The organism is Scytonema sp. PRP1 (genome assembly GCF_036697665.2).
Lineage (GTDB): Bacteria > Cyanobacteriota > Cyanobacteriia > Cyanobacteriales > Nostocaceae > Kalymmatonema > Kalymmatonema gypsitolerans.
Map to the genome: position 1 here is coordinate 166,262 of NZ_JBAHYJ020000073.1, position 13,625 is coordinate 179,886.

At 46.8% G+C, this 13,625-nt stretch carries 8 protein-coding genes; 3 read left to right on the forward strand and 5 right to left on the reverse strand.

Going from position 1 to position 13,625, the window contains the following annotated elements:
- Window positions 1-143: 143 nt before the first annotated feature.
- A complete protein-coding gene (locus V5G28_RS16500; protein WP_332991311.1) occupies window positions 144-665 on the reverse strand; it encodes a COP23 domain-containing protein in 522 nt (173 codons plus the stop codon).
- A gap of 595 nt (window positions 666-1,260) precedes the next feature.
- Between V5G28_RS16500 and V5G28_RS16505 the strand changes: the two genes are divergently transcribed.
- Entirely contained in the window at window positions 1,261-1,560 is a 300-nt protein-coding gene (locus V5G28_RS16505) for a WGxxGxxG family protein (protein ID WP_332991313.1), read from the forward strand.
- A 151-nt stretch (window positions 1,561-1,711) separates the two neighbouring features.
- On the opposite strand, the gene V5G28_RS16510 is transcribed toward V5G28_RS16505, so the two are convergent.
- Both V5G28_RS16510 and V5G28_RS16515 read right to left on the reverse strand, forming a co-directional pair.
- Window positions 1,712-5,725 carry a two-partner secretion domain-containing protein gene (locus tag V5G28_RS16510; RefSeq protein WP_336230933.1) on the reverse strand — a complete coding sequence of 1,338 codons (4,014 nt, stop codon included), beginning with the start codon at window positions 5,723-5,725 and terminating at the stop codon, window positions 1,712-1,714.
- Window positions 5,658-5,864, reverse strand: a complete 207-nt coding sequence (locus V5G28_RS16515) for a hypothetical protein (RefSeq protein WP_336230935.1) — start codon at window positions 5,862-5,864, stop codon at window positions 5,658-5,660. Before V5G28_RS16515 ends, V5G28_RS16510 begins: the two co-directional genes overlap by 68 nt.
- 468 nt (window positions 5,865-6,332) lie before the next feature.
- Here V5G28_RS16515 and V5G28_RS16520 point away from each other — a divergent pair, with 468 nt between their 5' ends.
- Entirely contained in the window at window positions 6,333-6,971 is a 639-nt protein-coding gene (locus tag V5G28_RS16520; RefSeq protein ID WP_442994269.1) for an IS607 family transposase, read from the forward strand.
- Window positions 6,971-8,056, forward strand: coding sequence for an RNA-guided endonuclease InsQ/TnpB family protein (locus V5G28_RS16525; protein WP_332991320.1), 1,086 nt, complete (start codon window positions 6,971-6,973; stop codon window positions 8,054-8,056). Before V5G28_RS16520 ends, V5G28_RS16525 begins: the two co-directional genes overlap by 1 nt.
- Before the next feature lie 181 nt (window positions 8,057-8,237).
- Here V5G28_RS16525 and V5G28_RS16530 read toward each other — a convergent pair whose 3' ends face one another.
- Both V5G28_RS16530 and V5G28_RS16535 read right to left on the reverse strand, forming a co-directional pair.
- A complete protein-coding gene (locus tag V5G28_RS16530; protein ID WP_332991323.1) occupies window positions 8,238-10,796 on the reverse strand; it encodes a two-partner secretion domain-containing protein in 2,559 nt (852 codons plus the stop codon).
- Between the two features lie 107 nt (window positions 10,797-10,903).
- Window positions 10,904-13,564 carry a chloride channel protein gene (locus V5G28_RS16535; RefSeq protein WP_332991325.1) on the reverse strand — a complete coding sequence of 887 codons (2,661 nt, stop codon included), beginning with the start codon at window positions 13,562-13,564 and terminating at the stop codon, window positions 10,904-10,906.
- Window positions 13,565-13,625 lie beyond the last annotated feature (61 nt).

Below are 13,625 nucleotides of genomic sequence, written 5' to 3' on the forward strand. Positions count from 1 at the left end.
AATTCAAAATTCAAAATTCAAAATTCAAAATTCAAAATTGTTTTTTGAATTTGAAATTTTTAAACACACAGGGTCATTGTCCTTGTTTTCCTATTTCCCGATGGTGAACTATGCATTCTTTGATGTATTTAAACCAGAATATCCTACTTAGCGGCGTTAGCGGGTTCTTCTCGTAGTAACTGATTCATGTCAATATAAACTTGGGGAGACCCATCATCTGATTGAACAATCGGACCGCTAGCGGTGTAACCCATTTGCCTGAGATTTTCAATCACTTGACCAGCATCGTCATCTGCCCTAAGTGTGAGTAGCAAAAGGCTGCAAGTACCGCCATATCGACTCGCGGCGCACAAAACCTTTTGACCATTCATATTTCCAGTTGTCAGGTAATTCAGCACACCGTTAACAGAAGCATTTTGAAATCTGGCAGAGACGACCTCACAGCGTTGTTTTGCAGAAAATTTATTGTTCCAATTTCTTTGCCAGCTAATGACTTGAATTTTCGTTCCTGTTGCGGTTCGGGCGTATGTTGTTGGTACGCCGTCCTTATTTGTACCACAAAAGTATGTATTGTTTTGAGCATAACTGGATTGACTCATACTAGCAATGCTGCCTAGGGCGATGGCATTGGCAATTAGCATATTTGCAAATAATTTGGCTTTCATAGTGATGCTATTCTTCCTATAAACTAAGAAGTTATATTAACTACATCCTTGAAATCAGTAAATCCCAAACGTCTGTAGCAAATGAAAAAATATTGTTAGTTAGTATTAATTGCTGCATTATTCTTTTATTATCAATTATAATATCAAGTTTGAAATAATTGTGAAAAAATTGTGAAAATTAATCTTTTCACTGATTAACTTAAGTCTTTAAAGATACAATCTATTTTTCTGTTACTACTGTCTTCTAGATTAGACTTCAGTTGGAAATAAGGCAGAACGGGGAAGAAACATTTTCATCCAACGCTTATGAACAAAGTTCATCGTATCTCTTGCAAAATCGATTTTTCATGGGGCTTAGATACGAGATCAGAACGCACCAAGGCAGTATTTCTCCTGATGTCTGTGTTGTTCTATACTGATGGATGACTGGAAGAGGTTGATTCTAAAAGGCGTCATTCCTTACGAGGTATTTTTTGATCATACAGATGCAACTTCAAGCAGATATAGGTTTCCAGCCAAGGATTGATTCTGGCTTGAGTGGAACTTAATAAGATGTCATTAAATACTTGCAATCATTGAATTGAGGAATTTGAACGTGAAACGCTTTGATGTCTCTAAAGTTTTGGGTATTAGCGCTCTAGCCCTCAGTTTAGCTACCCTACCTGCTGTTCTGCCTGCTTCTGCCCAAACAACTACCACTCCCGATGGCACTGTTAGAACTACCAATACAGAGCGCTCTGCAACTGATGGAAATTCTCAGGATGGTGATTGGGGTTTGTTAGGCTTGCTCGGTCTGTTTGGTCTGTTTGGTCGCAAGAGCCGCAAAGCTGATGAATCCGTAACTTATGGTAACCGTGATGTTGTCGGCACCTCAGGCAACCGCTCTAACTATTAATATTAATGACTTGCAGCGAAAGCCGTTGCTGTATACCACCAAGTGCAGCGGCTTACCACAATCATCACAACAGCTAAACTTGCGCTCACATCAAGAAGGTGAGCGTTTTTGATTTTGACTGGTACTTTGGAATGAATGCAAGAAGTCTAGTTTACTGCCTGCTTTTGCAGTTAACTGGCTGCTTCAACGGATGTTGCACCGTTGGATCAGGTGTGGTGGCAACCAGGATGATTTCTCCGGTGGGAGTTCTCTGCCATCCGGTTGCTTCGATGATTGGGGTGTAGGATTTGGGGTTTGGGGTGCGAGTGGTTGGCGTTTGGGGTGTGGGCATCTGTGGAGTATGCTGACCAACTGTTAACCTGCGTCGGTCTTGCCACTCGGCATCATCGTCCAATTCTTGCTCAGGAGTGGGCGGTAAGCCACCCCGCCCGGTGATAACGAAGGAATTGCCTTCGTTAGCAGGACAGCGAGTAGCAATCAACCGCGACAGGTCGGCAAAGTCAGTCGGTAATTCAACTAAACCAGAACTTGGGTCAATTCCTGCTGTGGTGACATCGAGCGTGCCACTTAAGGCAGAGGTCGCTCCCGTCGCGGTGATGTCGCTCAGGGGGGTGAGTTGAGGACTCGGTTGAATGCCAAAAATAGAATAGGCATTGATGCTGACATTGCCGCCGCGAAAATCCTCAGAATTGGCGCTGATATTGCTATCTTCATTCTTGCCAGCCACGAGAAACCGGGTATCAATCGCGATGTTCCCACCGGGAATGTTGCTGCCCTTGGCGTTGGTTGTGATGTTACTGCCGTTTCGTAAGAGAATTAGGGGCGATCGCAGAATGATATCTCCCCCACCGCCCGTTGTGTCTGCCCGAATTCTGCCCTGGTTGTCGAGATAGATTTGATTGGCATTCACGAACAAGGAACCGGCACTGCCTGTGCCCGAACTGCTGACCGTCACTTCTGCTTGGTTTTGGATGTTGAGGGTGTCGGTTGTGAGAGTTAAGTTGCCACCCGCACCACTGCCACCTGTTCCAGCCGCAATGATCGAACCATCCCCTGTGAGAGTAATTGAATTGGGAGCGGTAATGGTCAGTTGTCCCCCACGACCACTGCCAGAGGTGGAGGCAGAGATTTGTGCCCCATCCTGAAGGTTCACCCGGACACGTTGCCCGTTCCCCTGTGGCTGAATGGTGAGGTTGCCTGCATCGGCAGAAGTGGTGGTCTGAGCGAATAGCCCACTGGCAGCACCGGACAATTGGATATCTGGGGCATTCAGTGTGACGTATCCTGCCCGTCCGCTACCAGAAGTGCTGGTCACCAAGCGGGCACCCTCTTGAACAGTTAACTGCCCAGCCGTAATTTGGATATTACCTCCGCGCCCTGCGGAAGAGGGTTCTGTATTTGCAAACAACCCAGCGGCTGCACCAATACTTTCCACTCTCGGTTTACTGTAAATATCGACTTCGGAACCGAATTGAGCCAGTCGCGCCGAGTAGGATGGATCGCTGCCAGCTATTTTTACAGTGTCAGTCGCTCTAAGGGTGATGTTACCCGCAGTTCCATTACCAGACGTAATGGCAGTTAGCTGCCCACCCGATATTGCTTCAAACGTATTCGTATTGATAAAGATTGCTCCTCCTGGGCCATTAGCTGTAGTCCGAGAATCAATGACCGCACTGTTTGAAACGCTAAAAGCACTTGTGTTTACCTCGATCTTGCCGCCAACTCCTGAGGAATTGGTACTGGTGAATATACCGCTAGAAACTCCATCGACAAACTCTGGAGGGGATGTAAATCTAGGTGGAGTGTAATTGAAAAGTTTTATGGGAGGAGCTGTCGTATTAGTCCCAGAAACACTGACACTATTAGATGCATTAATGAGGATATCACCTGCATTTCCTTCTCCTGAGGTGACCGCATTCAATTGAGCACCGTTAGTTAACGTGAGCGATCGCGCTGTTATATTAATCCCTCGGGCGTTGCCAATTGCTCCTTTTTGCACGGCAGTGGAGATGTCGCTATCGTCCAGGACGATTGAATCGGTAGCTAACACGGAAATCCCACCAGCATCACCCTGTCCTTGAGTGCTGGCAGAAATCAAAGATTGAGAAGAGGAGACAGACCCAGCTCGAATGTCGATGTTTCCAGCCTTGCCGATACCATTAGCAAAAACCCGACTAGTGATATAGCTCTGGTCTAAGGAGAGGGCATCTCTTAGCTGGATTGATATGTTTCCGGCACTCCCCTGCGCCTTTCTGTTTAGAAAATTATCACCAACTCCAGTAGCCAAGAAAGAGCCGTTAATCAGGTTGAGAGATGACGCATTGATGGTAATGTTACCGCCGTTACCTGTTACCGTGTCGGTGCTGGTGCTACATCCGATACTGTTGGTTTGGCAAAATCCAAGATTGCTGAATGCACTACTTCCATCAATAAATGAGACGGGACCACTAGCGTTAATGGTTATATCGCCTCCATTTCCCCGTCCATTCGCGCTAGCGGTTAAAAAAGCTTCATTGGTGACAGAAAGCGAGCCTGTGGTGATGGAGATATTGCCTGCATTCCCGTCTCCATAGCTATTGGCAACCAGTTGACCACCATATCTGACCACAAGCGATCCAGCGGTAATGTTTATGTCACCTCCGTTACCTTTTACCGGTTGTTTGGCAACGTTAGATAAATAAGGTGCATTGACATCGGTATATAGCTTAGCTCCATACTCAATTGAGACGGGACCACCGGCATTGATAGTTATACTGCCTGCATTTCCCCGTCCGTTCGCGCTGGCAGCGAAGAAAGATTCATTGTTAACAAGAAGAGAGCCAGTGGTGATAGTGAAATTGCCTGCATTCCCCTGACCTGCGGTGCTAGCTAGCATGTGAGAGCCATTTGTTAAGGCAAGCGACCCAGCGGTAATGTTGATGTCGCCTCCTCGACCTTTCCCTGTGACATCGGTATATACCCTAACTCCATAGTCGAATGTGGCAGCATCGCGAACGTTAATCGTTATATTGCCTGCATTTCCCTCATTTCCCTCTTCCTTAGCGTTGGCAACTAATAAAGATTCATTTTTAAAATCAAGAGAACCAGTGGTGATATTGAAATTGCCTGCATTTCCCTGACTTCTAGTGCTGGCAAGCAGTTGAGCACCATTTGTTACGAAAAGCGACTCGGCGGTGATATTGACGTTACCAGCATTGCCCACAGCTCCCAATTCCACTTCATTGGCAATCTTGCTGCCGTCTCCTGTTACTGTGACTGTCCCTGTCGCATTAATTTCAATATTCCCTGCCTGGGTGTTGGGTAAACCCACCCCGGAAATCCCTGCCAGCAGTTGACTGCCTTCCGACAGATTTAAGTTCCGAGCACTAATGGCAATACTCCCACCGCCGGTAGCACGGGTATCCACGAGTGAGCCATTGGTTAGGGATATATCGGCAAGTGCTACACTTTCAGGAACACTTAAACTCAGGTTAGCGCCATCCCCATTCAGCCCCAGGGTGTCCGTTCCCGCCACTCCTACCAACTCGACTTGACCTCCCGGATTCAGGAGCTGCCCTCCCTCTAGATTGACATTTCCTCCAAGTAGTGCTAATGTTCGACCGGGATTTACTTGTAGATTCGACCTCTGTACCTGAAGCCTTCCAGGGTTGCTTCCATATTGCAAACCAATGGGAACGCTGATTGTTAGCAGAGGTGCAGCTTGAGGATTCGTGGCATTGAACTGAAAGCCATCAGTAAAGTTGATGCTGTTGGCAGTACTGGCAATAAATGAGCCACCAATATTGAGTCGAGCACCTGCACCAAACAGAATGCCATTGGGGTTGAGCAAAAATAGATTGGCAGTAGCGTTTGCCCGAATCAAGCCATCAATATTAGAGATTGACCCACCTGTGACGCGGCTGAAAATGTTCTGCACATCGGCGGCATTGTTGAAGAAGGCAGAACCGCCAGTGGGGATAGAAAACTGCTTAAAGCTGTGGAACAGATTGCCACCCCGCCTTGCTCCTCCGTCAATTTGGAAATTGGGATTGCCGGAGACTTGCGTTTGCTCTGCTGTCGGCAGCGTGTTATCGGGAACAACTTGAGCGGCGATCGGTTCAGTACAACCGAGTACCCACACAGCACTCCCCATCAAAACCGATGTATTTAGATGCCACCTGCTCATCTTGTCTTGCCTCCAGCATAAGGATTGTTCGATGCGATGCTCCTGAGGAGCATCGCTGCGAAGGCGGGTCCTCTGCGGCAATGCCCTGCATAGCAGCAATCGCGCTTTTAGCAATTGGCAATCTCCGCTTGAACGCCATGATGATTGCCTGTGTTCATGATGATTGCCGCTAGCTTAGTTGAAATGGCGAAATGCAGCATTTCAAAGTTGCGAGCCAAATGTGTATACACACTCTTTGTGCTGACATCAGCAGATGTCTGTTCGTAGCTGGGTGGGTATCATTATCTTAAGTTTTGCACAATAAGACCATGCAAGATAAGTAAGTTAGCTTCAACTTACAGCTATTTTCAGTTAATTAGACATCTGGTGAAAAACAATGTAGAGACGCGACGCCAGTCGCCTGCGGAGGGAAACCCTCCCGCAGCGCTGGCTCGCCATGGCGCGTCTCTACAAGGATTGTAGACAACGCAAAATTAATTTCTGGAGATATCTATTGAACCACAGATTTTTGTAGGGGTTGAGAACTGTAACTTAATTCCTCACCATTCCTTACCATATCTAGCAAAATGGTGAGATAATGGGATGTAGTCATGAACAGAAGTTACAAATGAACATCCCAGAAATGACAATTAGCGTTGGAGATGCCGCCAAAGAATTAGGTATCTCAATCACAACATTAAGGAGGTGGGCTGACTCAGGAAAGATTCGTTCAGAGCGCTCACCAACTGGACAAAGAAGATTTTATTTGGCAGACATTAAGCGGATTACGCCGCGTGATTTGAAGCAACTAGATGAACGCATAACCATCAATTATGCTCGTGTTTCAAGTCACGACCAGAAAGAAGATTTAGTCCGTCAAGCGCAGGTGCTAGAGGCTTTTAGTTCTGCTAATGGTTGGCAGTTTGAAACCATTCAAGATTTAGGTAGTGGTTTGAACTATCAAAAGAAAGGACTTCAAAGACTTCTCAAACGAATTATGCAAGGTGATGTTGCAAGATTAGTCCTGACTCACAAAGACAGGTTGCTACGATTTGGTGCTGAGTTGGTATTTGCCATGTGTGAGGAGTTTGAGACAGAAGTAGTCATTATCAACAAAACCAATGAAGAGGTGACATTTGAGCAAGAGTTGGTTCAAGACATGATTGAACTTATCACTGTTTTCTCAGCGCGTCTCTATGGCTCTAGGAGCAAGAAAAACAAGAAGTTAATTGATGGTATGAGTCAAGTTGTAAAGGAGGTGTCATAGTGCTGTTAGGTTTCAAGACTGAATTGAAACTGAATAATCAGCAACGTACAGCATTAGCGAAACATTGTGGAGTAGCTCGTCATGCTTGGAATTGGGGATTAGCTTTAACCAAACAGATTCTTGACCACAACAAAGTCAATCCCGATTCCAAGATTAAGTTTCCTTCTGCTATTGACCTGCATAAATGGCTGGTGGCACTAGTGAAATCGGAACATGAATGGTACTACGAGTGCAGTAAATCTACTCCACAACAAGCGTTAATGGCTTTAGGTGAAGCTTGGAAGCGCTGTTTTAATAAAACTGCTGGCGTTCCGAAGTTCAAGAAAAAAGGCAAACGTGACTCTTTCACATTGGAAGGCACAGTCAAAATCTTAGGCAATAACAAAATTCAAGTACCTGTAATAGGTGTTCTTAAAACTTATGAACGACTACCACAAGTATTAACTAAATCTGCCACAATTAGCCGTCAAGCCGATAGATGGTATATCAGTTTCCGGTTTGATGTAGAACAACAGGAGTCTGAGCATACGGACGTTGTAGGCGTTGACCTAGGAGTAAAAACACTGGCAATGCTCTCAACTGGTGAAGTGATAGAAGGATCCAAATCTTACCGAAAGTATGAGGCTAAATTATCTCGAATGCAGTGGTTGAACCGCCACAAGGTAATAGGTTCAGCTAACTGGAAAAAAGCTCAAATGCAAATAGCCAGATTACACACAAAGATAGCCAACATCCGAAAAGACACCTTGCATAAGTTAACAACATTGCTTGCCAAGAACCACGGCACAGTAGTAATTGAGGACTTGAACGTATCAGGTATGTTGGCTAACCACAAACTGGCTAAAAGTATTCAGGACATGGGATTTTTTGAGTTCCGTCGTCAATTAACCTACAAGTGTGAACTATATGGTTCTAAGCTAGTTGTGGTTGACCGATGGTTCCCGTCCAGCAAGACTTGCTCTAACTGCGGAACCAAGAAAGAAACACTCAGTTTAAGTGAGCGAGTGTTTGAATGTGGTCATTGCGGTTTTGTTATTGACCGTGATTTAAACGCGGCAATTAATTTGTCAAGAGTCGTCAGTTAGACGATGCTAGCTTGTGGACTGGTTGAAGCCGACTTCTCCAGGATGAAGCAGGAAGTAAACGAAGTTCAAAGTGATAAGCAATGGATATTGTTGAGTAGCTTTGAGTAGGTTTTATATAACGGTTGTTCTATGCCGTGCCCCTACAGAGTGGTTTATTTACTTGAAAAGCGCTGTAAGCAATTTACTGCCTGCTTTTGCAGTTAACTGGCTGCTTCAACGGATTTTGCACCGTAGGCGGCTCAGGTGTGGTAGCAACTAGGATGATTTCTCCGGTGGGAGTTCTCTGCCATCCGGTTGCTTCGATGATTGGGGTGTAGGATTTGGGAAAAGCCGTGAGCTCTGCGGCTCGGGTGAGCTTGCCGAACCCCGAACGGTTTGGGGTGCGAGTGGTTGGCGTTTGGGGTGTGGGCAGCTTTTCGTTTTGCTGACCAACTGTTAGTCTGCGTCGGTCTTGCCACTCGGCGTCATCGTCCAATTCTTGCTCAGGAGTGGGCGGTAAGCCACCCCGCCCGGTGATAACGAAGGAATTGCCTTCGTCAGCAGGACAGCTAGTCGCAATCAGACCAGATGAATCAACCAGAGTCGTGGGCAGTTGGAATAAGCCGGAGGTGGGGTCAAGTCGTTCGATGTTGAGTTGGACGGTGCCACTTTGAGCAGAACTGGCTCCTGTAGCAGTGATGTCGCTACTAGGAGTATCTTGAGGGCGAAACTGAGTGCCAAAGATGCCATTCGCATTAATCGTTACGTTACCGCCACGAGCGTTCACAGAGTTGGCACGGATGTCACTATTTTCAGTGGGAACGGCGACGAGTGAGGACGTATTAATTTTGACGTTACCGCCGTTACCAGTGCCAGCAGCAGAAGCTGTAATCGGACTGTTGTTTTGCAGCAGTAGAAAATCTCGCACATTGACGTCAATGTTGCCGCCTTCACCGGATGCGGTAGCCGCAGTAATCGTGCCTCCCCGGTCTAGAAGAAGCGAGTTGGCATTGATGCGTAAGGTTCCAGCACTAGCCGTGCCTTGATGACTCACATCAACTTTCGCACCGTCAGTCACGCTCAAGCGTCCGGTGTTGATGGTCACATCTCCAGAATTTTGATTGGGGATAGGTGGGTTGGGAAAAAACACACTTGGTGGAAGAAGTTGGGCAGAAGCACTCACCTGGCTGGGAAAGAGAATACGGGTAAGAGGAAGTTGTCCGATACCGCTGAATTCTACTGATTGGGTGGCGTTGATCGTGACACTCCCCGCTCTCCCCGTCCCGAAGGTCAAAGCACTGACGCTTCCTCCGTCGCGACCCACCAGCTTGGACGTGTTGATTGTCACATTTCCACCATTTCCAGTGCTTTTCAAGCTAGAAGTGGAACTCACGTTACTGAGTGTGGACGTCCCTACTCCAATCAGTTCTACCGATTCAGTTGCATTGATCGTCACATCTCCTCCATTGCCACTACCTGTATCTGCGCCAGATGTAATGATGGCTCCGTTGAGAAGGCTTAAGCGTTGGGTGAATAGCGTGATATTTCCTCCGTTTCCAGAACTGACAGCAAAAGCGGTGATAGTGCTGACGAAGTTCGAGGTGTATCCAATCAATTGCGCTGAATCGGCACCGGCAACGGTAATATCTCCTGCGCGACCTGCACCATAGGAGGGAGTAAAGATTCCTGCGCCATCTCGAACCACAAGTTTCTGCGTTGACACTGCAACATCACCTCCGCGTCCACTCCCGATTGTTTCGGTATTCAACCCACCTCTTAACTGACCGCTAGGGCTGATTCCACTCATTTCTAAAGAATCAGCAGCATTGACACGCAGACTTCCCGCCGCTTGCCCGCCTTGATTTTGAATTAACACAAGTGAGCCATCTGTCAACGAAACTCGATTACCTTGCACCTGAATTGAGCCGCCTGGTGAACCACTGGTATCAGCTAATGCCTGCCGCGAGAGGCGAATATCAGCAAACGTTTGCATCCCTGGATAGCTCAAAGCAAACCCTGCGCCCAGGTTCACAATTCCATCCCGCACACTGCCTAACTCAATCCGTCCTTGCTCTGCCGTCAGCACACCTCCTTGGATATTGATGTCTCCTCCAATCAATGCCAGCGTTTGTCCTGGTGGCACTTTTAGACCTGTTGAGGCATTTCCTCGAATCAGGGGAGTGAGGAAAGGAGCTGTGCCTGATATGTTGTACCCATTTCCCTGCACTGCAATCCGCCCCGGATTTGATCCCATCTGCAAGCCAATGGGGACACTGACGGTCAATAGCGGTGTCGTTTGGGGATTACTGGCACTGTACTGAAAATTATCGGCAAACTTGATGCTGTTAGCGGTACTAGCAACAAACGAACCACCAATATTGAGTTGGGCTCCTGCACCAAACACAATGCCATTCGGGTTGAGCAAGAACAGATTCGCCGTGCCCTGAGCTCGAATCACACCATCAATGTTAGAAATTGAGCCGCCTGTGACTCGCGTCAGGATGTTCTCCACATCGGCTGCATTGTTGAAGAAGGCACTACCGCCCGTGGGAACAGAAAACGATTGGAAGCTGTGGAACAGGTTGCCACCTCGCCTTGCTCCTCCGTCAATCTGAAAGTTGGGATTGCCGGAGACTTGCGATCGCTCTCCCACTGGAAGTGTGTTATCGGGAACGACTTGAGCGGCGATCGGTTGAGTACAGTGAAGCACACTTAAAGCGCTGCCAATTAAGAACCATGATTTCAGATGCCACCCGTTCATTTCTGTTTTGCCCTCCGCATCCCTAACGACAACTCAGACGCTGATTACAAAAGCTTAAACAATAGTAGCGATCGCCCTTAGTGTTTCTTACAAACCCTTCAACTTTATTAACTACCTATCGCCCCCCTCACCAAAATCACTGTACTATCTACACCAGAAGCTATTGCCTCCGGAATATTGCCTGTAATTGCTTGTTGCAGCATTCCCTCACGCGAAGCACCCAAAACGACTACATCGTAGTGTTCTTTTTTCACCAAATTAATCAAACCTTCAGAAACTGAGTCAGATTTAACTGGGCTAGCGAAAACGGTGCTTCCCAACTTACGGCGACGAATGAGTTGGCGAATAGCTTCTTCTAAAACTGTCATATCTGGCTCGATTTCTGAGGGTTTGAACACCCGAGTTAAGCGGACTTTTGGATCATTTCCCAATGTCACTAAAGCGGGTAACAATTTAAGCGCCACCCAGGCGTTAGGACCACCAGCCATCGGAACAAGCCAGCGGTTGAATTGGGGAGTGAGAGCGGATTTAGCAACAGATATATCAGATGATGTTTCTGTTAAATCTGTTAACCCATCCATTGCTCCTAACTTAACTAGCATCACATCACAGGTGGCTTGGCGAATTATCGTGTCTACAACGTTGCCAAAAATACGACCTGGGGTGGAAGTGTTACCCTTCCACCCCATCAAAATCAGGTCGATGTGCCGTTCTTTAATTGTTTCGAGAATTGCCTGCGCCACATCATGGGTGACGCGAATTTGTGTATGCACGGGAATTTTCCACTTTTTGCCCAAAGCCTCTGCAAGCCTCAGCAAGCGACGACTTTTTGTTGTTCTGACTGGGGTTTCTGTTGGGGAACTGTGGCGAGAGATTGGCATCACTTGGATGCACTCTATTTCATAATGGCGATCGCGAGCAATAGCAGCTGCCATCTCCAATAGTGTTGCTGCTGTTTCGGGATTAGCTATAGGTACGAGTAATCTACCCCTACCAATACTTGGAGAACGTGTTTGATAAACAACATAAGAGGGTTCTGGTCGCGGTCCTTGTTGCCTGTTTTCACAGTTGATATGGTCTGCTTCTGCCCGGATAATATCCGCACGGGTAATGATTCCAATCAGTCTGCGCCCCTCGACAACTGGCAAGCGACTGATTTGATAGCGGTCTAACAAATACAGCACATCGCTGAGGTTTTGGATGGGAGTGACTGTCAAAGGATTGCTAGTCATGATTTCCCTCAAGGTGGCGTCTTTTGGGAGATTGCGATCGCGTATTTTTAGCAAATCGCTTTGTGTCACAATTCCTACTAGCTTACCATCTTCTACTATCGGAAAACCCCGGTGGTGCGAACGGGAGAAAGCCTCTACAGCTTCATCCAAAGACATTTCTGTCTCCAGAGTATCCACCCGTCTTTGCATCACATCTTTTGCTGTTAACGTTGTCAATAGTCCTTCAATCGGAGCTTGTTTTTGGATAGTGATGCCACTTAACTGTAAAAGTTTGTCATACAGTGACCCAGGGACTATTTTTTCAGCAACTAAGTAGGATGTCACAGAACCAATCATCAAAGGTAACACCAGGTTGAAATCTGTGGTCATCTCAAACACAATTACAATTGCTGTAATTGGCACTTTAGAGACGCCGCTAAAAAATGCCCCCATTCCTGCCAGTGCATAGGTTGTCGGAGAACCCTGTCCTAAGACATAAAGCTGGAATATACCAATGATGTATCCTAAACAAGAACCCAAAACCAGACTGGGAGCAAATAATCCTCCTGGCGCTCCTGAGCCAAATGCCACCAAAGTCAGGATAAACTGAGCGACAAAGGCGATCGCTGCTATGGAAGCATGAACTTCACCAGTGATGATAAACTCGCGCAATGCAGTATTATTGCGGAAAGATGGTGGTAGCAGCGCAATAACGACACCTGATATAAATCCAGCTAACGCCACCCTCAGCGGTAAGCTGATGTGTAAGTTACGGTAAATTCCTAAACTCGCAATTAGTCCACGATTGAATAATGCAGACAGTAACCCCGCCAGGACACCTAAAATCAGGTAAAAGGGAATTTCTAGAATTGAGAAAGTGCTGGAGTAATGAGTTGCTGCCAAGTCAAGTTGCAGACTGTTACCCCCTAATAGCCGGGAGACAACGCCACCAATAAACGAGGCGATAATGGCAGTTCCTAAAGTTAATCCTGATAAATCTTGAAGTAATTCCTCGACAACAAATATCATCCCGGCAATGGGAGCATTGAAAGCCGCTGCCAACCCAGCACCAGCACCAGCGGCAATCATCTGCCGTCGATGATCAGGGGAAGTGGGAACCCAGCGACTCATCCCTGCTGCCAAAGCTGCACCAACATGGACAGTAGGACCTTGCCGCCCCAGAGTTAAACCCGAACCCAACGTGATGATGGCACTAATTAATTTGACAGCTGCAACGCGCCATGATAATCTAACTGGCACATTAGCAAGAGAAGCTTTGACTTGTGGAATTCCACCACCAGATGCTTCGGGTGCTAACCGATCTACAAGTAAGCCAGCCAAAAATCCAAAGCTAAGACCAATGAGTGGTAGAACAAGCCATGCTGGAAAAAGGTAGGAAGTATGAACTCGCCATGTTCCTAACCATCCTGTTCCAAATTTGAAAAACACAGCAGATAGGGCTGCGACTACACCGATAACTGACGCTTCTGCGATCGCTAAACCTCTTCTAGGCTGCCACAAAGCGCGAAAGCTCTGAGAAAGAAAAAGAGGTGACATATCAATTCAAAATTCGCTCATTCAAAGTTCAAAAAAAAGAAAAATCAAATCATTAGACTTG

What these genes read in the sequence shown, in the direction of transcription:
- V5G28_RS16535 (WP_332991325.1), bottom strand. Translation starts at nt 13,564, where the DNA reads ATGTCACCTCTTTTTCTTTCTCAGAGCTTTCGCGCTTTGTGGCAGCCT.
- V5G28_RS16530 (WP_332991323.1), bottom strand. Translation starts at nt 10,796, where the DNA reads ATGAACGGGTGGCATCTGAAATCATGGTTCTTAATTGGCAGCGCTTTA.
- V5G28_RS16510 (WP_336230933.1), bottom strand. Translation starts at nt 5,725, where the DNA reads ATGAGCAGGTGGCATCTAAATACATCGGTTTTGATGGGGAGTGCTGTG.
- V5G28_RS16500 (WP_332991311.1), bottom strand. Translation starts at nt 665, where the DNA reads ATGAAAGCCAAATTATTTGCAAATATGCTAATTGCCAATGCCATCGCC.
- V5G28_RS16515 (WP_336230935.1), bottom strand. Translation starts at nt 5,864, where the DNA reads ATGGCGTTCAAGCGGAGATTGCCAATTGCTAAAAGCGCGATTGCTGCT.
- V5G28_RS16520 (WP_442994269.1), top strand. Translation starts at nt 6,333, where the DNA reads ATGAACATCCCAGAAATGACAATTAGCGTTGGAGATGCCGCCAAAGAA.